This window comes from Paraburkholderia sp. CNPSo 3274 (genome assembly GCF_024206475.1).
Taxonomy (GTDB): Bacteria; Pseudomonadota; Gammaproteobacteria; order Burkholderiales; family Burkholderiaceae; genus Paraburkholderia.
Map to the genome: position 1 here is coordinate 122,049 of NZ_JAMBPR010000010.1, position 24,152 is coordinate 146,200.

The following is a 24,152-nucleotide window of genomic DNA, read 5'->3' on the forward strand; positions in this document are numbered from 1 at the left end:
CGCACCCTGCATTCACCGGACGGTGGCGGTCTCAGGCCGTGGCGCTCTGTTGCGAGACGAGTCGCGCCGCGAAGTCGCGATAGGTGCGCAGCGGACGACCTAGAACCCTGGTCAGACGCGCAGCGTCGTCGGCTTCTGGGATCATGCCTTCGCTGACATAGCGCTCAGCCATCAGGCGCATCTCATAGGTGGTCCATTTCGGCATGAAGGTCGCCATGTTTTGCTCGAAGCCGCTCGGATCGTCGCCGCCGTAAACGATGGGGCGGCCGAGGACTTCCGACCAGATCGCGGCTGCGTCCGAACCCGTCAGCGTATCGGGGCGACAAGATTGATGGTCTCGATCGGCAGCTTGCCCGGCGCCTGATCGCGGCGGATCAATTCGATGGCGGCCACCTCGGCGATATCGCGGGCGTCGACCAGGGCGACCCCATGCTCCCGATCGGCATCGGATAGACGCCATGGTTGAAGATAACGTCCTTGATCATCAGTTCGTTCTCGATGAAGTACGCCGGGCGCAGAATCGTGGCGCTGAAGCCCATCTGTTCCAGCATGGGTACTGTCGCAGTGAGGCCAGGACGGTAGCCAATTCCAATATGATGCGGACTACTTATCCTATCCGTGAATAAAACTGTTGTGCGGACGTCTAATCAACACGGTCACCATTTATCTGTCCCTTGACAATCATGTGCATGATCTCGATGCCGCCCAACAGGATGCGGGAAGGAAATCTATTGAACCCAAGCATTGTCGAGTTTGGCGCTTGATCGCGCGATGGTCCTGTTCGATGATGTTGTTCAGATACTTGTTTTGGCGGATCTGGATCGGTGTCTCGCGCCCGGCGTTGATGGCCTCAAGCGCAGCGAGATCGCGCTTTGTCACTTTGTTCGATCAGTTGAATTCCGAAGTTGGTTTCGATCGTGTTGAGGGATGCTGTGGGCGCTTACTACGATGCTTATGCCATTGAGAAAATGGGTTCCGAAAGGAAGCTTTTTTCGCAATGCTCCGCTTTCAGAGCACCGCTTACAGATCAGGCATATGTCGTTGTGGTGGACAACGGCGTCTTCCGGATTGCCGCTGGTATCGCCGATGAGGGCGAGTACACGCAATTCTATGAGGCGTATTTACAAGGGATCTGGCTGTCGATGAGGCTCTATCAAATCCCGACGGAAAAGCTTGGGGATTGTCCGGATCAGGGGTGGCGTCCCAGCATACTGCGGGAGCGGTCCCGAAATAACTAAGTAGCGCTGTCGATCAGGGGCAACACCGCGAATAGACGAGGGCGTACGATTCGGAAATTCGCTCGCCCCGGTCCTGAAAGCGGTCAATCTTCAGAGGCATGGCGACGTGTCCGTGCCGCGATTTTAAGAAAGTCGCGGTGTCGAATGCCGGACTGACGATCTTGGGCACCCCTTCGATGACCGTCTCGATCCATCGCAAGTGTAACGGGAACATTCGACGTTCGCAGTCCAGCATATGAACAATTTAGCGAGCACTGACTTGATGTAACATTCCGCAATTGTTCACTCCTGCGTACCGGGATTCCTCTGTGCCTGTGCGTCTGTTCCGCTCGGCGAATGGCGACCGTAACCGTTTCGTGGCGCTTTATTACGGCATCGTCTTCAGTCTCCTGCTGGCCGCCGCAATGTTTTTGTACGAAGCACGCGTCATTGTTCAGGACAATCTCCGTGACGAGGAAGCGTTCGCGGTTCTCGGAGCCGCGACCCTGGTCCTCCACGATCTGGAGAGCGCTGAAACTGGACAACGCGGCTTTCTGCTTACAGGGAATGAAAGCTATCTGAATCCGTACCGTCAAGGCATGAACGACCTCGATGGCGCGCTGCTGCGGCTTGAGCAGATCGCCGGCGTTGATCCGGACTCGGTAGAGGTCGTTCGCCGTATCGAGCAGGTGAAGACGGAAAAGGTCGCGGAACTCACCCGAACCGTAGAACTCGCGCGCACGGGGCAACGCGGTGCCGCCATTGCGCTCGTGCAGACAGACGAAGGCCGGCGTTACATGGACTCGCTTCGTCTGGATCTCGGTCAGCTACTCGACGTGTGGCGCCAGAAGCGGCGTTCGGCCACGCGCGACGCACACGAGAGAATCCAGCTGGAAACGGCCGCGCTAGCCGTCACGGCTGTGCTCGTCTGCGCCCTGATGCTGTATGCGCTGTTCGTGCAACGTCGAGCCTTCGCCAGGATTCGCGCGTGGTCAGATGTACTTGACAGACAGGCGGCACAGGATCCCCTGACAGGCCTTCCCAACCGTCGCCGGCTGCTTGCGGCCATCGCGGCCTTGACGGAGCACGCAGATCCGGCGCGGGTTGGATTGCTGTACATGGACATCGACGGATTCAAGCACGTCAATGATGCATTGGGGCACAGTGCTGGCGACTCATTGCTGTGCCGGCTGGCTGAGGCGCTCCGCGGTGCGACGCGAGAGGCCGATGTACTTGCAAGGGTCGGCGGCGACGAATTTGTATTGCTTGTTGAGGATTGCGGCGATGACAGCCAGCTTCGCGAGCTGGCGGGGCGTCTGATCTGCTGCGTGCGTTCCGCAGGAGAGCGCGAGTACAGCGGCCGTTTTCCCGTGGGCGTCAGTGTTGGAATAGCGACATTCCCCGATCGCGTGCAGAGTGTCGAGGAACTGCTCGATGTCGCTGATGCAGCGATGTATATAGCAAAGCGCATTGGCCGCTCAACCTATGCTTTCGGTTCGTCACCGGAACCGCGACGTGCGGAAATTTTGTGCCGTTCAAGCGATGGGATCGAACTGAACGAATGAAACGTTGATACGAGCGGCGGCTTTATGCAAGCGGGCACAATGCGGTATGGGTTGTCAGAGCTGAGCTTCGCTGGGGTAACGTCATTCATGTCCGGCACGATGCACCAGACGGGGGCATTAAAATAATCAGAAGGGTGCCGGTTCACTCCATTCCAGGCATAGCACTGACGCCTGATAAGAACGCCGCCGTCATACACTTGCCAGCCGCCGAGTCGAAGCGTGTAAGTGCCTCGAATGCGGTACACAGTCCCAGGCGAACGGTAGATTGCACTACAGGAATACGTCAATGCTCTTGGATAGTCGAATCGGTTGTCCCGGTCGACCGCAAACGCATAGTTTCCGTCATTTTGTGAAAGGCAATTTTCCAGATTGTGACCTGAAATTCCGCTCGGCGCAGCGATAAAATTTGCCTCGCCCCTTTTGACTAAGGAGCGGTCTTTTTTCATCTGTTTTTACGCGGCTTTCGGGCCGCGTTTTTTTTGAAATGGGCGCTCATATCATTCAAATCGAAGCTTTGGTAAGCCGCTTTGGGCAAATTACATTTGCACAGTTGGTTATGTAGTTGAAGCCTTCGCTCGACGATAACTGACTCAGGGTACGGTTGCGGTACTGCGCTCAAATCGACCTACCCCATCGCGGGACAATGACATAGGTTGGCGGCCATCACGGTCGCTCACCGTGCAGTCCCGGTGCGAGGTTGATCCTTTCGAAAGGAATTCAGTCTATGGTTGATCCAATGGTTTCCCTTTCGATCTTCGCGGATCGGATCATTTACACAGCACCAGGTATCACGGCAAAGGCGACGTCCCGCCCCGCGATGGTGGTGGTGGTTGGTACCTGGAACACGCTGCGGCTCGATACGACGGATGAGAGCCACACCGGGCGCGTCTTGCTGGTCGCCCCCAATGTCTGGCGCTCAATCACGGCGCGTGATGCCGGGCTGTATAGCGTCCAACTGGACTCGGCGAGCGAGCTTTGCCAGTACCTGCTCAAACAAGTACTGAAAGAAAAGCGGGTTGTCGATCTATCGAACAGGGTGGATGATTTTGTAATGCGAACCGCTGCAGCGGCTCTCAATGAACGACAAGACTGCGAAATGGTGCGTGCCGGCTCGCAGGGACTGCTCAGCGCGCTGTTTCCGGAGGCAGCAAGATCGCAATCAGCCGATGCCCGCGTTGACGCGGTTGCCTCCTGGCTTCGCACTCACGTGCCGGTACGCACGGATCCGCGGCGATTGGCAGGTATCTGCGGCCTTTCGGAGAGCCGCCTCGCACATCTCTTTTCGCGAGAGACGGGTGTTGCGATTCGCGAATATCTGCTTTGGGTCAAGATGTGCAAAGCTGCGGAAATGTTTGTCGCAGATGTGACGCTCACCGAAATCGCACATTCGTCGGGATTCTCAGATCTGGCGCATTTGAGCCGGACCTTTAGGCGGTACTTCGATCTCACTCCTTCGTTTCTCTCCAATCCCGAAGCCGTTCGCCTGCAGATAAGCAAGGAACCGGTCGGCCGGAATTAAACTGGTATGAAGATTCCGCGTGAGACCCGCATGTGAACAGGATAGCGTAACTCGGCCCTCGGCGCATCGCAGGTTACAGTGCTTCGGTGGCTCCCTCTTCCTGTTCCCCGAACAGCGTGCAAAACTAGAACAGCAGTTTCATTCAAGGCGCTGCGTGCGGCTTGCGGCACAATCTGAATTAACCGACAACGCCATTGCTTACGCACTATGACGGCGAAGGCTATGCACTAGCTTTTACGTATCAATTAGCTCTCGATTATCTGGGCACGGGTATCTCCGTCATCACTAGAAGCACGGACGCGCCTGTTCGGGTATCGCGGAAGAACCGCCGGTCAATTCGCATCAGGCGAGAGGTATCGATATGGCAACAGGTCGCCGCAACGGGAGGGCAGGTGATGCGAAGTGGCTTGCCGATCATGAAATGGACCTGGCGCGAAGCGCTTCTCACATTGCTAGCATGCAACATGAAGAAAGCATGCAAGCGGCCGTCAAGGAAACCCTTCTCCAGTTTGAATCCGCATACGGAAGCGCAGAATCTAAAATATTCATGCGTGCACTCGTCAGGAAGCTGGAGGAACGGGGAAATCTCAGAGCAGTTGAAGTGCTTCGGGCATTTGTAAAGCGCGGTCAATCGCCTGGTACAACTAGGTAAGCCATCGCTCCTTGTCCTGTCTCGCAAAATCGGATACGTGTGCACTTGCCGAAGGAAAACTCGCAGCTTTTACGCATGCGATTTTTTGTTCGCCTCGCCGTCGTACGCTTAGGACCGCAATGGAATTCGCAAATTGTTCGACAGCTCTAGCTGAGATTTACGAAGGCAGCAACAATCGTCATCATACCCGAAGGCATTTTCAGTTAATCAACGTTGCGCACAGGGGAACGTCAGCATGGCAAAGCGAATTGCTTATGTAACCGGGGGAATGGGTGGAATTGGAACCGCAATATGCCAGCGGCTCCATAGCGACGGGCTTACCGTTGTGGCCGGCTGTGGGCCGAACTCGCCGCGGCGCGAGCGGTGGCTGGCCGAGCAGGCAGCGCTCGGTTTTAACTTCACCGCGTCGGAGGGCAACGTCGCGGACTGGGAATCGACCGAGGTCGCCTTCGCGAAGGTAAAGAAGGAGCTTGGTGAGATTGATGTGCTGGTGAACAATGCGGGAATTACGCGGGACGGCGTGTTTCGCAAGATGTCACGTGAGAATTGGAACGAAGTCATTGCCACAAATCTCACCAGCCTTTTCAATGTGACCAAGCAGGTCATCGATGGGATGGTCGGCAAAGGGTGGGGGCGCATCGTCAACATCTCGTCGGTGAATGGACAAAAAGGACAGTTCGGCCAGACCAACTACTCAACCGCGAAAGCTGGCATTCATGGTTTCACGATGGCGCTTGCTCAGGAAGTCGCGTCGAAGGGTGTCACAGTGAATACGGTTTCCCCAGGGTACATTGGGACGGAGATGGTTCGGGCCGTACCTCAAGAAGTGCTGGATGTCATTATCCGGAGCATTCCAGTAGGGCGCCTTGGAGAAGCCAATGAGATTGCATCGATTGTCTCATGGCTCGCGAGCGACGAATCGGCCTTTGCAACTGGAGCAGACTTCTCGCTGAACGGCGGCCTTCACATGGGATAACAATGTCCCTATGAGCAATTGGTCTTTGCACTCGCAATTGGCGTCAGGGCCATCGGGCGAATTCGTCCTTTTGGCGCGGAAATTGGCAGTTGAGCGCCCACCCACCTATGGCAAGGCTTTGCGTGGTGCGTACCACCCGTAGCAGGAGGTGGGGTCGGACATACCTGTGGAGGCCGACGTGGATCAATCTTGGCTGGGAATGGCTGTTGGCACGATCGTACTTGTCGTCGCTACGTTTGCGGTCATGGCGCACTACCGTCGTGAACGGCGCCGAGCCGATCTCCTGCGCAACCTTGATCACGATGACTGGTGGCAACGGCCCCGGACGCGACGTTAGGCATTTCAGGCAACAGGGTTTCGCATGCGCTTCAGCCCGCTATTTTCAGGCCGACAGCCCGTCCTCGGTTCGGTTCTGGCTGACGGCATCGACGACGACGTGAGCCCAGGACCTCGTTTGCCACTGTACGCTGGGGAGGCACCCGGGGTGAACGGGACCCAAGGAGGAGGCCGTACATCAATGTCGGACCTCCTTGTCTTCACAGGCCAGCTTGCTTTATTGGCGGCTACGGGCGGCAAGGGCAACGACGGCGTCGCCGCCTTCGTGCAGCGTCTGCCGGGCGCGATCGGCTACGTCGAGTGGGCGTACGCCAAGCAAAATCACATGGTCTACACTGCCATGAAGAACGAGTCGGGCGCCGTTGTTCAGCCGGACACTGAAACGTTCAAGGCGGCGGCCGCTGGCGCGGATTGGAAGAAGTCGTTCTACCAGATCCTCACGAACGAGCCGGGCAAAGACGCATGGCCGGTGGTCGGCGCGACCTTCGTGCTGCTGCACACGGCACAGGACAAGCCGGACCGAGGCAAGGAAACGCTCAAGTTCTTCGACTGGGCCTTCAAGAATGGCACGCCGGCTGCTGACAGCCTCGATTACATCTCGCTGCCGCAGTCGGTCGTGAGCGAAATCGAGGCTCAATGGAAAGTCAAGGTGACAGATGCCAGCGGTAAATCAGTGGCGCCTTGAGAAATTGCGCGATTTGTATGCGCAGTCTTCGCTTGTGTCTGGTTGGAGAATCCAGTCACGATACGCTGCCATACAGTTCCTGACGCCGTGCAAGAATCGCGCTGCATCCGCTAGTCAACCTTTACCCGCCGGAAGGCGGGATTTTTATTGCCGCTCGCAAAAGGCTGCGGGAGACAGCGCGACCGAGGGGCGTCGCACGGACGGACTATCGAGCGGCGAGCGAACTTCGCGAGTACGTAAAGGCGTTTGTCTGACCACGCATCGTTGCGCTTGCAGTTTCGATATTAAAAAAAACGGGTCCAGGAGCAGGTAACCACAGAGCATTGCACGACTCGGGGCGACGATCGCCTCGGGAGCGTGTCTCGTGCAAAAGGCAAAATCCGACCCTGGGCGGTCATCCGACGCGGCGTGGCGCCAATCGCAACTTTCGAACTCTCTCCGGACCTTGATCAAGTCTCGCTTCTATGGTGCCTTTGTCGGTGACACGAATCTGTCAACTAACAGGTGATTCGCGATTGACCGTATCAATTGGTCAGAGGTCTGCGACTCCCCTCTAATGAGGATTCTCGCCGAGTACAGCGTGGGGTGCCCATGAAGACCCAGGATTCGCAGGAAGTGATTCACGAAATCGCTGTGCTGACCGCGACCTCAGAAGATGTCGTATCGCAGATGTACGCCGAGACGTTGCAGGTCTTCCGTAAGGACGCGCAGATTCTCGATTATGTGCCACTGCTCGCTGCGAAGCGCGTGCGTGACACTTTGCGAGCCGCATCGAAGGCCAATCATTAACTAATGGCACGATGCGTAAAGTACGGTCATCTCTGCTGTGTTCGCGGTTGTCCGTTGATTGCGGGCAACCGTTCCAGATAACATGTCTGGTTTTTCTTGCGGTGCACAAAAAATGACAAGTACAAACGCAGACTATGAAGCGACGAAAGACGTACAAGTCGCGATCGACGGCATAGTTCGGGAGGGCCGCTTTCGCGTCTTGGGCGGCAGCGTCATCGTCTATTACGATAGCGAAATCAAGTTTTCGCCATATGGCATGGATCGCCCGGAAACCGTTGCACGATGGTTGCTGAGCGACCTTTGCCGGAAGGCTGACGCGCGGGCAAAAAAGAGCGGTGCGCGTGGTGACTAGGTGTCGTTAATGTTGCATCGCAGCATTTCAGTGGGTAAACTCGAACGTCCGAACTAGCACTTCATGAGGGCAGCCATGTCCAGGCTGCAGTGCGTGATGGAAGGGAAACCCGCCACACTTCACGTCTTCGCCCAAGAAGTTGCCTGGCACTGGGGTATCAGTGTCCTTCGCGAGCGCGGCGGGGGATTTCAGGTAATTGCTTACAACGAAAGGGATTTCGCGACCGAGAGTGCAGCCATGGCGGACGGCAGTCTGGCTCTGAAGCGTATTGCCACCATGCCTGCAGCGGAATCGGGCGACACCATCGGAACTCCCTTTCCGTCAGTCGCCGAGGAACGCAGACGATACATGCGCGAGCGCGTACGTTGTGCGATGGCGCGCCTCGCAGCATGCGACGAGACGAACGCAGTCCAAGCCGCGCGCTGGGCTATCGCATGGAGTGCCCTGATCGGCGAGCAAGATTTCGATAAAACGTTGTGGAATCGACGCAAGGGTACAAGTCCCGTGGTTTGAAGCGCCCGCGCGAGGGAGCAGCGCAGCGCTACTTCTATTGTTGGACGATGCGGCGGCCGTATTCGGTATGTGAGCGGCGGATTGCGATGCGGTGCACAGCGACACGCGAACTGAGCCTGCAAGCGAAGCACCCGGTGGGATGTCACGGTCACACCGATTAGGCGGGCTGCGGGGGTTTCGTGAGCGCCGATCGGGTGGTACTCCCGCAGGTGACGCGATCTCCCGCGACCGGCCCGAGATGTCAGACCGGGCGTGCGCGCCTCCTTCCGCCCACGAGCGAATTTTACATAAATATAATGATCGTTTTTTTGATTTGTAGTCCTATATTTTTGGATCGAAGCGGCGATGACGTCGCGAGGCGATCTGGCCTCAAGACCGATTACGCTTGTGAAAGATGTGGTCGTGAGTGTTAGGATTGCGAGCTCTGTTGGCAAATAAAGGGCTGGATCAACTTTTTTTAGCGGTCATGTGTCAAAGCGACAGGAATTGCCTGTCTTTGCTGTCATTACGGGGTGTGGGAGGCGGATTTCGCGGCTCAAAACGACAAGAATTGGTTGGAAAACAGCGACATTAAATGGTTGCCCCTGAATAATTCGTTTCTCGTGCCGTCGGCGTCACGCGGGCAAGTCGGCGGCAATGAAACAGTTGAACAAGGCAGCGAGAATTAAGGCGCAAAGAAGCCGCAGCTTCCTGAGGATCATGCGCAGGTTGTGACCTGCGCCGCACAGCACGGCGTGCATCGCATCGCCAAGCGCCCCCTTTAGCCAGTTCCGGTCGAGCTTCCCATCGGTCTTCATGTGGCCGATAGCTGGCTCGATCGCGCTGCGCCGTCTGATCATTGCGCGTAGTCCGCGTGTGATACCCCGGCGCAATCCCGGGTGGTAGATCTTCACGCCGTCGATGGCGACACCCTTGTAGCCGCGGTCGACGATGGCCACTTCTGGTGTGGCGTCGCACAGGATTGCCGCCTGCTCCAGTGCTTCAGCCAGCGTGTGTCCGTCGTACGGATTGCCAGGCATCGAGCGCATGCCAACGACCAGACCTTCCTTGTGGGTCGTCGTGATCGAAACCTTTACGCCGAATTCATAGGGTATGCGTGCTTTGCCCTTCGCCAGACATTCGACTTCCGGTGCGTGAAGCGCGTAGAGCTTGTTTTTGTCCTTCGGCTTCTGCGCCAGGATGCGCTTCGTGCGACCGATCAGTTCCAGCAGGGCAGCACGGCCTGAGTCTGCCACCTGGACGACCTGCCGCTCCACATCGCGCATGACGCGCCCAACGCGCGAACGCAGCGTGCGCAATGCCTTTCTCATGCGTTTGTACTGCTTCGCGTGAGCGTAGCGGCCGATCTGCAGTCCCAGATGCGGTGCCTCGCGGTTGTAGTTCTGCCGCAGTTTTAGTCCGTGCCGCGCCGCCGCCTTCACCAGATGTTCGCGACACCGCTCGAGCAATCGCGAATCGGTTGGATAGGCAATCGCCTTCTCCATGACCGTGGTGTCTACAATCACGCGCTTCACGCTTGCAGCCTTGATCACACCGGCACGTTTGGCTGCTTCGATCGTCTCGGCTAGTAGTTCCTCAACCCCGGCTTCTCCCAGACGCTTGCGCCAGCGCGTCAGGCTCGACGGGTCGATCGGAGGTTCGGTCTGCAAATAGTCTCACCGGTGAACACCTGCCAGTACGGGTTCTCCACCCATTGCCAGACGACCTCTTCGTCGGACAGGTCGAATGCGTGCTGCAGATACAGCAGCCCAGCGATCAGCCTGGGTGATGTCGCCGGTCGCCCTTTGCGCGACACGAAGCATTCGCTCATCGACGCACTCAGTCGATCCCAGCTGATCAAATCGGCCAGATGCACCAACGGATGCTTCAGGTTGATCTGCTCGCGCAGAGGGTGCCGGAACAAATCACCATCGCTCACCGCTGTCTTCGGACCCATCCAGACCTCGACAGAATTTGCAGGAAACCACCCATAATCTGCCAGGTTCCTGCAAATGCATCAACCACTTTCCGCTTCAAAGCCTTGCTGCACAAGGCACTTCGAATTATTCAGACCCGACTAAATGGTGAACTCCACAAGACGCCAGCAGCAACGAGACTGCGAGTGCGGGCGCCAAGGGCGCGTTCGTGGACGACACGCTGAGCGTCGAACAACAATTCACATCCGCACTCACCAAAACGGTGTCGACTTACGATTTTTCGCAGAGCCTGCAGTTCGCAGAAGTGAAGCTGGAGCACGCACTCATGCCCGGGGCGCAGGCTCCACGGCCGTACACACCGTATTAGTCCTTCATGGAGGCGGCGGTCGATCCGCAGATTATCAGCGGGCATAACGGCATCTTCTCCGCACCTTTCATGGACTTCCTGCTGCGCTACATCGGCTTCGTGGAGGCAAAGCGCTATTTGCTCACGCAACTGCCCGATCCCGCGCAGTAAGGCGGAGCACCATGGCGGTATGCCTCTGCAAACGTGCGCCAGTCTTCTAGCCTCTTTCGCGTTGCCGGTGCGCCGATCGGTGGCTTGCGCTTTCGACATCGAGCGCCGTAGCGGTGATTTTCAGGGGGGAGGGCGAACTTCTTTCGTGAGGTTGCAGTCCAAGTCGATTGCACATGCCAGCCTCAGGTGGCGCGCCTGTCAGTGCGGTGTTGATAAATCCACCTTTGCGACTTGCGGTGGCGCGCATCTCCGCTTCGCTGCATCCGAACGCTTCCAGGAAGGAACGTGGCATGCCTTTGCGGCATTGCGGTCGCTTCTTCGTGGCCGGCTCAACCATGTGGGTGGAGGCGGCGCCCGGAATCAAAGCGAGTTGCTGACGCGCACGTCCAGCCGATTCTTCGTTCAGCGCTATTGCCTTCTCATATGCATCGAGCGCGTCATTTGCGTCGCCGTCGTAAGCAGCATTCGCGGTCCGGTTTCCAGGCGTAACGAGTAAGGGTCGTGAGGCGTCGCCCAGGTTGACGTATGCCTCTTGATAGTCGGGATCGAGTTTCACCGCGCTCCTGGCCGCGTCCCGCGCCAACTTGCGATAATCAAGCAGCGATGTGGAGGCCGATGTGGCACGCGCGCTCGTCTCAGCTAGTGCGTTATAGGAGCGCGCAAGTGCATTGAACGCTGGCGCGTACCGGGGGTTTTGATTGATTGCTTCTGCCAATACCTCGGCAGCGGCCTCGTAACAGCCGAGATCGTTGAGCGCGACGCCCCAGTTGTAATAGGCCCATGGCAGCACCTTCTGCCATGATGCATCGCTTTGGCTTTGGTCGCGAATGAAGCGCGTGTGCGCGATGGCGCTCGTGTAATGCTCGGTTAAATCGTCGATCTTGGACAACAATAACTCTGCCAGGGCGGCATGGTCATGTGCACGCTCGACTCTTTGGTCATTCTTTATGAAGTGAAGTTTGAACAATATCCGCATCGCCCACTCCTTGATACCAATGGGTTTATACGGCTCTTTCCCCCCGCCCGCGGCAATCTGGTCATATCTCGTTTGCACTTCATGAAAGTCGCAGTTCGTGCTATTGGAAAAGCATTTTTCTTGTTGGTCATTCAAAAGGTTATCCGCGTATTGCAAGGCACTTTGGTGCTCCAGTAATTTCATTGCCGCACGTTGGAGTGTTTCCTCCATGACCACGGTCGCGCTCGACCCTTTCACAAGTTTCTCGCCTGGCTTGTGCGCTGGCAACTCGGTGTTCACCATCGTTTGATGAACCGAAATTGACTCTCCGTTTGCATCGCGAAGGGTGAGGTCCACGGAAAATCCTGACGAGGAGCCAGTCACGCGTCCGTATACCGATGCGTCGAGTTCGAGTAAGCCGCGTGCGTACTCGACCACTGAGCGCATGGAAAGCCCTGTGCCCGGCATGGAAAACTCGGGGAGATTGAACTCGGTTAGCACGACTTCATCAGCGTCCGTGGAACTGGAGCGCGGCGTGACACCTTTCGCCGTTTTATGCAACTCGCTTAGGGCATCGACCAGCATATTCTGCAGCGCCTGCTCCGTGAAGCCGCTTTTCTTCAATGCATCGGACACCTGAATCGGTTGGACGATCGTCGCCGGCCCGGTGAAGATCTGGTACACGCAGACCACGATTAAGAGGAACGCGAGAGCAAAGCCAAATATCTTGGCACAGAGGTTCATGACTATCTCCATGGACGGCGTCCTGCCGTCGCGCGACGCATCAATGCATGGTCCATGCCATTCGCATCGAACGTTGTGCTGTAAAGGAATGCGCGGAGATCAAGACCCTGGAGTGCGAAACATGTTGGAATTGCGCCGACTGATTGGCAAGGATAGTTCGGGTTTATCCGTCATTTAATAGACGAAAGCGGGAAGTCACCCGAGTAGAGCGCCCTGCAGACCGCGAGCGAACGAGTGAGTTTCGGAAAGGAGCAAGTGGATATTTGCAAACCTGACGAATTCCTCGATGGCGGTTTTTTTTCAACAGAAACGCCGATATCCGGATTGATAACATCCGGTCTCGACGGTTCGCAGTTTTAGCGTGGCCGCTGCTCAATTGAGCAGCGTGACGGCGAAAAGCGAACGGCAAGCGCCGAAGATTGGTGTCGCCTTGATTTCAGCGCATTTCGCGACGGGTAGCGCGGTCTAGGCGCGGCGCGGGTTTGCGAGGCGGACCCGTTAAAATACCTCACCAAATCAATCACTTGCTGTCTGGGTGGTGCCTCCGGTCACGGTTGAGCTCTTATTTTCGCAGGTAGTAGTCGTTGCCCCGTCATTCGCTGTCGCTATGCTCATTGGTCCGTCTTTCGCTTCAAGGCGAGCGCGATGGAACACTGGCAAGTCACCTATCTTGGCACCCGGCAGATTCCTCGCGAACTCACCGAGTTCGACCTTGCCGCGTTCTTCACCTTCTCAGCGAAGGAGCGCGCACTGATCGAGGCGCGTCGCGGCGACCTATACCGGCTTGCCGTCGCGCTCCACATCGGCTTTATCCGGATGAGCGGCCGCACGCTCGACGCCTACAAGCAAGTTCCCAAAGTGCTCTGGAATCACCTTGGCGCGCAACTGGCGGTCGATCCGCCCGATCCAGGCACGCTGCGGACGCTGTATGAAACGCGGGCTCGCAAGCTCATCGATCATCAGGTCCTCGCATATCAGACGCTCGGCTTCCGGCCGATGGCCGAGCACCAGCGCCGGTATGTCGTGCGCTGGCTCAAAGAACGCCTGACAGGCCGCCCCGAGCGCGGAGACTTGCTGTACGAATTGAAACGCTGGCTCTACGAGCATCACATCCTGATCGTCCACGATCGATTGCTCAAGCGGCTCATCGTAAAGGCTGGGCAGGATGTCGAAGGATCTCTAACCGAGGGGCTTATTGGTGCGTTTGGCGACGCGACACTGGACCGCTGGAGTCGGCTGTTGGCACAACCTGGCAATGACCATGCGAGCCTGCAGCAATGGTTGTGGGCCGTACCCCTGCGGCAGTCTACGCATCAAATGGGGGAGGTGTTCAAAAACATCGATCGCCTTTATGCGGTCGGCGTGCATCAAGGCTGGCCGACGCTTTGCAACGAAGCCGCTGTGCGGCACTACGCGCGGCGCTGCGCGCGTCGGCCGCCTTCGATCAGTAAGCGCGTCGAGCAACGAGCGCGCTGGCTGGAAGCAGCCTGCTTCATGCGTTACGCGCTGTGCTCCGCAACCGATCAGCTGCTATCGATGCTGCGTCGCTGGATCCGGAAGGTGGTCAACGACGCGACGCGCGAGGTCGAATCAGTCCCATTAGATCCTAACGCGCGTCTCCGCGAATTCGCATCAGGTAGGCCTGTACCGTGCGGTGGATCGGGCTGGCCAGACGGTGGACTTCATGCTCAGAGCCCGACGCGACGTGGCTGCGGCCAAAGTCTTTTTCAGCAAGGCCATCAGGCACGAGAGCCAGCCGCCGGAGACTATCACGCTCGACGGCTATGCGGCTTCGCACCGCGCGGTGCGCGAAATGGAGACTGATGGTCTGCTGCCTGAAGACACGAAGGTCCGCTCCTCAAAATATCTAAATAACGTGATCGACCAGGACCATCGCCACATCAAGTCCAGAACGAACGTGATGCCTGGATTCAAGCGATTCAGGAGCGCCGCAACCACAATTTCAGGCATCGAGTTGATGCATCGCATTCGCAAGGGGCAATTCGATCTCGCGAAGCTCGGGCTCAAGGATGCCGCGCCCGCCGTATGGAATGCGGTCCTGTCCGATAGATAAGGTATCCTGCCTATATAGCATTGCTCAACCCGACTACCTATTCGCACCGGAACCAAATCATCATCGACACCGCGCGTATCACCTGCCGGCAGGGCATTCTCAGCCGGCGTGTGCAGAGCCTCGAGCTCCTCCGCATTCAGGACGTGACACCGGTTCATCCGTGGTGGCAGCGGCCGTTTCGGTATCGGCACTGTGATCGTGCTGACCAGCGACTCCAACAATCCCCAATGGCGCCTGCCAGGCATGCGCAGCGCCGAGCAGCTGCGCGACGAGCTCAACATCGCGGCGATCGCACTGCGCGACGCGAAGGGCATCCGCGAGGTGAATATGGGTCGAGTATAAGCAGGCATATGAGCAAAGGAAAAATCGTCGATGAGGAGGCGCGTGAGCGCCTGATTATCTGGCTGCGTCGGCGCATGACGGAATTCGGCGTCACGCCGGAAGCACTCGCGGCGGCGATCGAGCATGACCGCGAACATCCGCCGCTTTTCCACGACGCGCACGGCAACAAATGGGACGGCGAAGGGGAGAAACCAGGGTGGCTCGCGGCCGCCGAACGGGCGGGCGTTGATCCGGCGTTCTTCCCCATCCGGCCAGAGCAGAACTAGCCAGTACCGATCGGCTAGGGATGAACTCAAGATTCGGACGAGAACGTACGATAGCCGCGCCGCAGAATCATATGGATCAATGGATTCTCGCCATCGCCCCGCGCAGCGCCTCGCCGGCCAGACAAGAACCACACAATCCCTTACCTCTCATGGGGAAGTTATTGTAACTTTTTGTTAATGTGGAATTTATTTAATTGATAAACGGATGCTTTCGTATGAACATCTCCGGCAATCGCGCGCCAGCGCGATTGTGAAGCCGTAGCGGCCATCACCAATACTTCACCGTGCTACCGCCGGAGGACCGATCAATGAAACTGCAGATTCTCTCATCAGCGCTCGCCGTTGCCCTGGCATTCGGACCGGTCCTGCCAGTCGCGCAGGCCGCGACCTACAGTAACGGCACGGCTACGGCGACCTTCAACGTCACCCTGACGCTGCAGGCCAACTGTTCGATCTCGGCGACGCCGCTGAACTTCGGCACAAACGGCGTGCTGGCCACCGCGTTGAACCAGCAGACCTCGGTCGCGGTGACCTGCACCAACACCACGCCGTACAACGTCGGCCTTGATGCCGGCACGGTGGCCGGGTCGACCGTGACGAGCCGTTTGATGGCGGGCACCGCCACCGGCAATACCGGCACGACAGTGGCCTTCCAGCTCTATCAGGACGCCGGCCGCACGACGGTCTGGGGTAACACGCAGGGCACGAATACGGTAGCGGGCACCGGCACCGGGTCGGCGCAGTCGATTCCCCTCTACGGCCAGGTGCCGGCGCAAACCACACCGAAGCCGGATACCTATCAGACCAGCGTTACTGCGACGGTCTACTTCTGACCGCCCGCCGAGATCGTATGGCCGGATCCAGCCGCTATCTGGCCATCCTGCTGGCCGCCGCCCTGTTGCCGTGGCCGCTGGCGACACTCGCTGCCACGCTGCAGATCTCGCCGGTGATGATCGACCTGCAGGCAGACGAGAACGCAACCGGGATCACGTTGCGCAACCCGGGTGACAGCCCGCTCTACGGACAGGTGCGGGTGTTCCGCTGGGATCAGGTTAATGGTGAAGACGCATTGACGCCGACACAGGACCTGATCGCCAGCCCGCCACTGATTCAGATTGCGGCGCAGACCGACCAGCTGGTCCGGCTGGTGCGCGCCACGCCTGCCCCCGTCGCCGCCGAACAGTGTTTTCGTGTCCTCATCGATGAACTGCCGCAGCCAGGGGCCGCGCCGACAAACGGCGTGACGATCCGGCTACGCTACTCAGTGCCGGTCTTCATCGAACCGGCCGGTGCGGCCGGCCAGCCCAGGCTTGCCTGGCATCTGGTGCGGACCAGCCAGGGGTGGGCAATGCGCATCGGAAACACCGGCACGCGACGCGCGCAGATCGCGGCGGTTCAACTGGTGAATGGCGCCGGCAAAGTCTACGTGGTCAACAAGGGACTGCTCGGCTATGCACTGGCGGGACGTGAGGGGCAGTGGCCGGTGCCGCTGCCGGCGGATGCGGACCTGGGCGGCACCCTGAAGGTTCGGGCTGCCGTCAATTCGCTGCCGGTCGAAGCCGCCGTGACGGTGGAACCGTCCAGCTGACCCGGCCGCCATTCGTTCATCGCTTGCCTGTGTACTGCCTGGAGTTGCCACCATGCGCTGCCGCCCGACCCATGCGAAACATGCGACAGCATCGATTTCCCGTGCGCCGGCTTCACGCAGTTCTCGCCGCGCTGGGGCTGCTCGCCGTGGGATGCACGCGGGTCTACGGGCAGGGCGCTCTGCAGATGGCGGATGCCAGCGCGAATTCGCCCCATGACGTGATCCTCGAAGTGGACCTGAACGGCCAGCGCACCTCGCTGCTTGCCCATTTCCGTGAGCTGAATGGCCACCTCGCCGCGACCGGCAGGGACCTGAGCGATATCGGACTGGCCACTGCTGCCCTTGGCATTGCCGATACCGCGGAAGTGCAGCTGGATTCGATTTCCGGCCTGCACTACACCTATGATGCGGCACGTCAGGCCGTCGACCTGCAGATCCCCGACAGCATGCGCAAACCCTACACGTTCGACAGTCGCTCACTACCCAGGACGGCGCCCGCGAGCTCGTCGCGTGGACTGGTGATCAACTATGACGCGTTCGCGCAGACGAACACCGATGAGCAACTCGCCCTGTACACCGAGGAGCGTTACTTCGATCCGGCGGGTGTCTTCAGCAATACGGGCATCGCGTACCTGTACCGCAACGATCAGCGCTACACGCGCTACGACACATCGTGGAGTCGGTCCGATCCGGCCACGCTGGGCACGACGCAGTTCGGCGACACCATTTCGTCGTCGCTTGCGTGGTCGCGCTCGATCCGCATCGGCGGGTTCCAGTGGCGCAGCAATTTCGCGTTGCGTCCGGACCTGGTCACGTTCCCCGTGCCGGCGCTGGCGGGCTCGGCTGTCGTGCCGTCGGCAGTCGACCTGTACATCAACAATGTCCGGCAGTTCAGCGGGAACGTGCCAAGCGGGCCGTTCATTGTCAGCGACGTGCCCGGCATCACCGGGGCCGGCCAGGCGACCGTCATCACGCGCGACGCACTCGGACGCACGATCACCACCTCGGTGCCGCTTTACGTCGACACGCGGCTGCTGGCGCCAGGACTGTCCAGCTATTCGTTTGAAGCGGGCTTCCTGCGCCGCGCGTATGGGCTCGAATCGTTCGACTACGATCCGCGCCCCGCGGTAAGCGGATCGGTTCGCCGCGGCCTGAGCGATTCGATAACCGTCGAAGGTCATGCGGAGGCCACAGGCGGCCTCTATAACGCAGGCGCGGGCGCCCTGATACGCCTCGGCATGGGTGGCGTCGTCAACGGGTCGTTCTCGGCGAGCACAGGGCGTCTTGCCGGCACGCAGGCGAGTCTCGGCTACCAGCTGATCGAGCCACGCTTTTCCATCGACGCGCAGACCATCCGGGCGTTCGGCAACTACGGCGACCTCGCCGCACGCGACGGCACGCCGGTGCCGAGTGCGACTGACCAGGTGACGCTCGCGCTGCCATTCCTGCGTCACCAGACGTTTTCCGTCAGCTACATCGGCTTCAGGTTGCCGCAAGGGCCGGCCTCAAGGACCGGCTCTGTGTCGTACACGCTCAATCTGGGCGATCTGGCCACGCTCAATCTCAGTGCCTACCGGGACTTCAAACAGCACGACTCGCGCGGCATGTTTCTGAGCGTGAGCTTCGGACTCGGGCATAACACGTCGGTCAACGCCACGGTCGGCAAACAGAATGGCCAGTCGGACTACAACGTCAATGCGATCCGTCCGCCCGACTACGGCGGTGGTTGGGGCTGGGGGGTGCAGGCGGGCGGCACGGGCGCGATGCAATACCGCCAGGCACAGGCGCAATATCTCGGGCGGTACGGCGAGGTCACCGCGGTCGGGCAGAATCTTGGCGGGCGTTCCAGTGCGTCGCTGGACGTGGCCGGCGCACTTGTGCTGATGGATGGCAGCGCCCAGCTCTCGCGCCGCATCGATGACGGCTTTGCGCTGGTGTCGACTGACGGCGTCGCGGGCATCCCGGTGCTGCACGAAAACCGCCTGATCGGCTCGACCGATGGGTCCGGTCACCTGCTGGTGCCGGATCTCAATGCGTATCAGAACAACGAGGTCAGCATCGACAGCATGAAGCTGCCGGCCGATGCGCGGATCGCCGCCACATCGATGGATCTCGTGCCGAAGACGCAATCGGGTGTGCTCGCCCATTTCGGCGTGACGCGCTACAGCGCCGCGTCCGTCACTCTTCACGGTCCGGACGGCAAGGCGTTGCCGCCTGGCGCGAGCGTGCATCACGTGGAAAGCGGCAAAGACACGATCGTCGGCTATGACGGCCTGGCCTTCATCGACAGCCTGCAGCGCGACAACCGTCTCGTGATCGATAGTGGCACGCTGCATTGCGCGGTGGAATTTCCCTATACCCGCCCCAGCAACGGCGCACTGCCGACGATCGGGCCACTGATCTGCGACCCGGTGTCCGGAGACCGCCCATGAAGCGGATCACCTTCGTTCTGCTGGTCCTGGGCCTGATGCTCGGCCTGCCCGGCCGCGTAAGCGCGCAGACGTGCTCGGCGAGCGCCTCGGCGGTCAGTTTCGGTTCGGTCAGCCCGATCAGCCGCAGCGCGGTCAGCGCAACCGGCACGGTCAGCGTGACGTGTACGTGGCCGGCGATCACGTTCACGCCCAACGTTCGCGTGTGCCTGAACCTGGGCGGCACCAGCCCGCGCGGCCTCGTGAACGGCTCGAACCAGATGCAGTATGACCTGTATCAGGACTCGGCCCATTCGCTCGCGTGGGGCTCGATCTACTATGGCACGACGCCGATCCCGCTCACGCTGACCAAACCAGCGGCCGGGACGACCGCCACACAGTCCGTCACCATCTATGGCCTGATCGCGGGTAGCCAGCCGACGGTGCCGACCGTCGGCAACAGCAGCACGACCTATACCCAGAGCTTCGGCGGCACCACGACGTCGATCAACTACGGCTTCTATCTGTTCGGCGAACCGGCCTGTGCATCGCTCACCGCCGCCGGGGGCAGTTTCCCGTTCAGCGTGTCGGCCACCATCGTTAACAACTGCAACATTACGGCGACGAACGTCAGTTTTGCGACGTCGAGCGTGCTGACGAACGCACTGAGCGCCGCAGGATCGATCACCGCGCAATGCACGAATGGCGATGCCTACCGCATTGCGCTGAACGGCGGCACGAGCGGCAACGTGGCAGCCCGGCAGATGCAGCGTTCGGGCGGCGGCGGTGTGGTGAATTACCAGCTGTATACCGATTCCGCCCATACCACCGCATGGGGTGACGGCACGGCGGGCACCACGATGGAAACCGGCACGGGTTCCGGCAACCAGCAGGTGATCAGCGTCTACGGCGTCGTTCCGGCGCAGACCACACCAGCGCCCGGTAGCTACAGCGACACCATCACCGCGACGATCAGCTTCTGACGCTGTGCCGTCGACCATGCCTGCCCGCAATCAGAATGCCACCATCCAGACGGCGCGTTGCGTGGTGCGATCCGCAAGTTGCAGGGTGGAGAGGAGCTGCGTGGGTTCGCGCGGCGCAAGCGCCACACTGTAAGGCGTGCCATGCAGACAGGAGACGCCGGGCATCGTGGTGGGCACCGCATCGGCCGCGGACTGGATCACGCAGCTCTCCTGGATGACCAGGCTGACCTGGATAGGGGCCAGTGGTGTTGGCGATCCGTGCGACGTGGAGGCGCCCAGCAGGCATACCGCGATCGCGAAGGTTTTGATGTTGCGCAACATGTGAGGGATTTCCGCTGCCGTCTCTGCTTGTCGCGCGGCCGGACGTTCGATGAACAGCCCGGGGCGATACCTCGATATCGGCAGATCAGGGAAAAACCTGAGTGCGCAACCCGCATATGCGAACGACAACCGCATTCGCAGTTGCACCCGGCTATTGCGTGGCAGAGGCAGATGGCCGTTCGTGCGTCAGCCGCGGCAAGCCATCTCCAGGCGCCAATTCAAGATCAGGCTACGGTGCGGGGAACAGGCTCTCAGGATGACCGGCTCACGCTGTGTGTACCTGACGCGGCTTCCCACCGGCGCGCGCCGTCCGGGCGGGAATCATCGCAGCATCCCTGCCGCAGACTGTCTGGCGACGGGATGCCCGTCAACCGGAGGCGTGTCGCGATTTTAGCCCTCTGTGAAAGCGACCTGCCGACGGCTGCCCGCTGATGCTGGCTGGAGCCCGTTCACGCCGACGAGAACGTCGAAACCTTATTGCGACCGGTGGCCTTGGCGGTGTACAGCGCCTCGTCGGCGGCCCTGATCACGGCGCTTACATCACTGTCCTGCTCCGGCACCCAGCAGGCCGTGCCGATGCTGGCGGTGACGCGGCCGTATTCGCTGCCCGCGTGCTCGATGGCCAGATCGCTGATCGCTTCGCGAATCTGCTCGGCGATCAACTCGGCCCCTGCCGGCGGGGTATCAGGCAGCACCACCACGAATTCCTCCCCGCCGTAGCGCGCGGCGCTGTCCGCGGGTCGCCGGATGTTCTCGCCGATGCATCGTGCAACGGCAGCCAGCGCATCGTCACCGGCCTGGTGGCCGTAGGCGTCGTTGTAAGCCTTGAACCGGTCAATGTCGACGAACAGCAGCGAAAACATGCTGCGCGTACGGCGGGCCCGGCGCCACTCCTGGTCGAGAATCTCGCCCAGCGTACGGCGGTTGTTCAGTCCCGTGAGGCCGTCGGTCCTCGCGAGCATCTGTAACTCCGATTCCGCGCGCATCCGGCGCCGCAACTGGGCGCCCAGCAGGAACGCAAGCGCGACGAACCCCAGGCCGAAGCCGACCATCAGCGAGCCGATCGTCAGCGCACGCTGCCGCCAGCCGGCAAAGATGTCCCGCTCGGCCTCGGCCACCATGATGATCAGCGGCAGATCCGGAAAATTCCTGAACAGGTACAGTCGCCGCACGCCGTCGATCGATGCGGTGTCGCTGAAGCTGCCCTCCGGGGCCGACCTGAAATGATGGAACGTGCTGGCGTTGCTGATGTTGCGCCCGATGGTACGCAGGTCATACGGCTGGCGCATGACCATGACGCCGTCCCGGCCGATCAGGGCCACCGATCCGTGCGGCCCGAGCGACAGTCCGGCGAACAGCGTGTGGAAATACTCGAGATTGACGGCGATCAGTACGATGCCTGCAAACGAGCCGTCCGGATGGGAAAGCCGCCGGGTCAGGGCAATGCTGGGCGAGCCGTTGCGCAACCGCGAGCGAAAGGGATCGCTGATGTAGAGACCCACATCCGGATTGTCGCGCTGGACGGTGAAATACCGGCGATCGGCGAAGTTGCCCTGACGTGGAATATCGCCGTTCGAATCGATCACGATGTTGCCCGATGCATCCAGCACCAGCATCGCGCCGAGATATTTCGCGGTCGCCGCGCGATCGAACAGCACCTGACGCCGCATGTGGGGCGGCAAAGCCAGTACGTCAGGATCGCGCATGCCATCGACGACTGCCTGCAGCGACAGGGCGTACAGCTCGAAATTCCGTTCGATGTCCCGTTCGGCGATCAGGGCAAGGTTGCGCGAAGTTTCGCGGGCCCGCTCCATTGCGTCCAGACGCCCTTCGTACAGCACCGTCGCGCACAGGGAGACCATGACCAGCGCGATAAAAATCCCGCCCCAGATGATCGCCTGTGGCTCGAGGCGACCGCGCCACAGGCGGCCGGCAAAGGACAGCAGAAGCCCCGTGTTCTTTCTTGTTACCGTCTCCACCGTGCCCCCACCTCGTTCCGGAAATCCGGCCGCATGTGTATGTGCACGAAGCCGGCCGGTGGCGAAGTCATATGCCGGGATCAGGGATTCCTGATCCGGCCGTTGAATGCGCCGGATGTTCTACTGCTTCACCCATGCGTTATCGGCAATTCGTTCCCTTTCTTGATCCGTGTCATGCAGGCGGCATTTCGTCACCATGTTACGCGACACCCGCCAACGCCTGCCGCGGAGACCCGGTGACCAGGTGTTCAGCGCCGCACAGATTTCCTCCCGAAGAAGAATCAGACTCAATTGACGCCGCGTCAGCCTGTCGCAGCACAAGAGAAACCGTCAGGGGGTGACGATGACCGAACGCCTGTTTCGACCCGGCCGGGTCGCGGATGAATCGCCCGAAGCCGCGACGGCGCGCAAGGTGGGCGCCATCGTCGCGACCCTGGCGGCCCGCACGATCGCGTGTTCCGGGCTTCACGGCAGTCCGTTATCCCCCGGCGTAGTGCCTCGGCTGCTCGGCTATTTTCGTGGATTTTCCGACGCTATCCGTACAGGCTGGGCCGTCACCGGGGCCGGTGTGTCAGCTGACGCGAACCGCTTTGCCATCTCATCGGTTTTTCCGCGGATGCGGGAATGCTGTATGGCCCGGGTCAGCGATGAGGTTACGGCGTCCGGCACCTTCAGGCACGGGCGCACGGCGGGCCGCACCGATGGGGAACGTTACGTTACCAGCGGGTGCAGTAGCACCGCGTTACGTGAAATGCTGACAGCAGACATCCCGGTTGCATGCAACACGCGCTTCAGTATTGCCCTTCCGGGGTGCGCTCTGGATCCGGAGTGCGTATCCTGGTTCAACCCCGAATAATGGTGCGTAGCGTTTCATTTATCTGATTCTGCGGCGCGCCGATCGTACGTTTTCGTCCGAAACCTGAGCGCACCCTGACTAGCGCATGGCGATTGATTTGCTGATTGCAAGAACATGCAAAGGACAGGCCGGGTGCCCGCATCGTGACAGTTCGGCTTTGGCTGGCTGGTCTCACGTGATCGAGCCGGTCGTTCCAGTCGCGCGGCTGCAGTGCCCTCGATTATCGTGCTCGCCAGCGCCTGGTAGCCGGCCGGCCACGTATGTGTGATTCGCGGTGCCGTCAAGATTCGGACGTTTACGTACGCCAACGACGAAACCGTCAGATTTGGGCCTGAGACGTTGATTCGGAGGCGTCAACCAATGGCGAAAACGACTCTCATTTGACGCGTTTTGCGCGACGCCCTGACGTCCGGTTGAAGGATGCTTTAATCTGACAATTGCCTGCTAACCAGGGCCGTGAGTCGCCTGCGGATGCTCGCCATGGGACCGAGTCCGGTCATGAAGGCGACCGACACAAAATTGGCGGCCGGGGGGCATGCAGCAACTGGACAGGAAGTAACGCCTGTCGCTTTGACCTGGTTTGGGTGTGCGGGCGGGCC

The 24,152-nt window shown here is 59.9% G+C and carries 18 protein-coding genes and 6 pseudogenes; 18 read left to right on the top strand and 6 right to left on the bottom strand.

Going from position 1 to position 24,152, the window contains the following annotated elements; genetic code table 11:
* Positions 1-31: 31 nt before the first annotated feature.
* Positions 32-551 (bottom strand): annotated as a pseudogene (locus tag M3I54_RS09210) (NmrA/HSCARG family protein); the annotation flags it as partial.
* A gap of 92 nt (positions 552-643) precedes the next feature.
* Positions 644-867, bottom strand: a pseudogene (locus tag M3I54_RS09215) (DDE-type integrase/transposase/recombinase); the annotation flags it as partial.
* Positions 868-932: 65 nt separating this feature from the next.
* Here M3I54_RS09215 and M3I54_RS09220 point away from each other — a divergent pair.
* The 8 genes and pseudogenes from M3I54_RS09220 to M3I54_RS09255 all read left to right on the top strand — a co-directional run bounded on the left by M3I54_RS09220 (position 933) and on the right by M3I54_RS09255 (position 8,604).
* The gene (locus M3I54_RS09220; RefSeq protein WP_254334974.1) at positions 933-1,238 is read left to right on the top strand and encodes a hypothetical protein; all 306 of its coding nucleotides are present in this window, start codon (positions 933-935) and stop codon (positions 1,236-1,238) included.
* A gap of 308 nt (positions 1,239-1,546) precedes the next feature.
* On the top strand, positions 1,547-2,782 hold the full coding sequence (locus M3I54_RS09225; protein ID WP_254334983.1) for a diguanylate cyclase domain-containing protein: 1,236 nt from the start codon (positions 1,547-1,549) through the stop codon (positions 2,780-2,782).
* Positions 2,783-3,506: 724 nt separating this feature from the next.
* A complete protein-coding gene (locus M3I54_RS09230; protein WP_254334985.1) occupies positions 3,507-4,301 on the top strand; it encodes a helix-turn-helix transcriptional regulator in 795 nt (264 codons plus the stop codon).
* Between the two features lie 887 nt (positions 4,302-5,188).
* Positions 5,189-5,929, top strand: coding sequence for a 3-ketoacyl-ACP reductase (locus tag M3I54_RS09235; RefSeq protein WP_254334987.1), 741 nt, complete (start codon positions 5,189-5,191; stop codon positions 5,927-5,929).
* A 565-nt stretch (positions 5,930-6,494) separates the two neighbouring features.
* Positions 6,495-6,950 (top strand): annotated as a pseudogene (locus M3I54_RS09240) (phosphate ABC transporter substrate-binding protein PstS); the annotation flags it as partial.
* A gap of 591 nt (positions 6,951-7,541) precedes the next feature.
* Positions 7,542-7,739, top strand: coding sequence for a DUF3562 domain-containing protein (locus M3I54_RS09245; RefSeq protein WP_254334989.1), 198 nt, complete (start codon positions 7,542-7,544; stop codon positions 7,737-7,739).
* An 82-nt stretch (positions 7,740-7,821) separates the two neighbouring features.
* Complete coding sequence (locus M3I54_RS09250) at positions 7,822-8,091, top strand: hypothetical protein (RefSeq protein WP_254334992.1); 270 nt, start codon at positions 7,822-7,824, stop codon at positions 8,089-8,091.
* A 75-nt stretch (positions 8,092-8,166) separates the two neighbouring features.
* Positions 8,167-8,604 carry a hypothetical protein gene (locus M3I54_RS09255; protein WP_254334994.1) on the top strand — a complete coding sequence of 146 codons (438 nt, stop codon included), beginning with the start codon at positions 8,167-8,169 and terminating at the stop codon, positions 8,602-8,604.
* A gap of 614 nt (positions 8,605-9,218) precedes the next feature.
* On the opposite strand, the pseudogene M3I54_RS09260 reads toward M3I54_RS09255, so the two are convergent.
* A pseudogene (locus M3I54_RS09260) lies at positions 9,219-10,540 on the bottom strand (IS5 family transposase).
* Positions 10,541-10,893: 353 nt separating this feature from the next.
* Here M3I54_RS09260 and M3I54_RS09265 point away from each other — a divergent pair.
* Entirely contained in the window at positions 10,894-11,037 is a 144-nt protein-coding gene (locus M3I54_RS09265) for a hypothetical protein (RefSeq protein WP_254334996.1), read from the top strand.
* A 46-nt stretch (positions 11,038-11,083) separates the two neighbouring features.
* On the opposite strand, the gene M3I54_RS09270 is transcribed toward M3I54_RS09265, so the two are convergent.
* On the bottom strand, positions 11,084-12,736 hold the full coding sequence (locus tag M3I54_RS09270) for a hypothetical protein (RefSeq protein ID WP_254334998.1): 1,653 nt from the start codon (positions 12,734-12,736) through the stop codon (positions 11,084-11,086).
* A gap of 645 nt (positions 12,737-13,381) precedes the next feature.
* Between M3I54_RS09270 and M3I54_RS45335 the strand changes: the two are divergent.
* From M3I54_RS45335 to M3I54_RS09310, 8 genes and pseudogenes are all read left to right on the top strand, one after another.
* Positions 13,382-14,371: pseudogene (locus tag M3I54_RS45335) on the top strand (DUF4158 domain-containing protein); the annotation flags it as partial.
* A 7-nt stretch (positions 14,372-14,378) separates the two neighbouring features.
* Positions 14,379-14,810 (top strand): annotated as a pseudogene (locus M3I54_RS09280) (DDE-type integrase/transposase/recombinase); the annotation flags it as partial.
* Positions 14,811-15,002: 192 nt separating this feature from the next.
* Positions 15,003-15,152: a hypothetical protein gene (locus tag M3I54_RS09285; RefSeq protein WP_254335042.1), complete on the top strand. Its 150-nt coding sequence runs from the start codon at positions 15,003-15,005 to the stop codon at positions 15,150-15,152.
* Positions 15,153-15,160: 8 nt separating this feature from the next.
* Positions 15,161-15,418 (top strand): H-NS family nucleoid-associated regulatory protein, encoded by a 258-nt coding sequence (locus M3I54_RS09290; protein WP_254335039.1) that lies wholly within the window; start codon positions 15,161-15,163, stop codon positions 15,416-15,418.
* A 308-nt stretch (positions 15,419-15,726) separates the two neighbouring features.
* The gene (locus M3I54_RS09295; protein WP_254334999.1) at positions 15,727-16,251 is read left to right on the top strand and encodes a spore coat U domain-containing protein; all 525 of its coding nucleotides are present in this window, start codon (positions 15,727-15,729) and stop codon (positions 16,249-16,251) included.
* A 17-nt stretch (positions 16,252-16,268) separates the two neighbouring features.
* Positions 16,269-17,006, top strand: coding sequence for a molecular chaperone (locus M3I54_RS09300; RefSeq protein ID WP_254335000.1), 738 nt, complete (start codon positions 16,269-16,271; stop codon positions 17,004-17,006).
* Between the two features lie 71 nt (positions 17,007-17,077).
* Entirely contained in the window at positions 17,078-19,438 is a 2,361-nt protein-coding gene (locus tag M3I54_RS09305) for a fimbria/pilus outer membrane usher protein (protein ID WP_254335004.1), read from the top strand.
* Between the two features lie 35 nt (positions 19,439-19,473).
* On the top strand, positions 19,474-20,397 hold the full coding sequence (locus tag M3I54_RS09310) for a spore coat U domain-containing protein (protein ID WP_254335040.1): 924 nt from the start codon (positions 19,474-19,476) through the stop codon (positions 20,395-20,397).
* A 30-nt stretch (positions 20,398-20,427) separates the two neighbouring features.
* Here the strand turns inward: M3I54_RS09310 and M3I54_RS09315 are convergent, their stop codons facing one another.
* Positions 20,428-20,718: a hypothetical protein gene (locus M3I54_RS09315; protein WP_254335006.1), complete on the bottom strand. Its 291-nt coding sequence runs from the start codon at positions 20,716-20,718 to the stop codon at positions 20,428-20,430.
* A 449-nt stretch (positions 20,719-21,167) separates the two neighbouring features.
* Positions 21,168-22,643, bottom strand: a complete 1,476-nt coding sequence (locus tag M3I54_RS09320) for a sensor domain-containing diguanylate cyclase (RefSeq protein WP_254335041.1) — start codon at positions 22,641-22,643, stop codon at positions 21,168-21,170.
* 397 nt (positions 22,644-23,040) lie between these two features.
* Between M3I54_RS09320 and M3I54_RS09325 the strand changes: the two genes are divergently transcribed.
* Positions 23,041-23,553 (top strand): hypothetical protein, encoded by a 513-nt coding sequence (locus tag M3I54_RS09325; RefSeq protein ID WP_254335008.1) that lies wholly within the window; start codon positions 23,041-23,043, stop codon positions 23,551-23,553.
* Positions 23,554-24,152 lie beyond the last annotated feature (599 nt).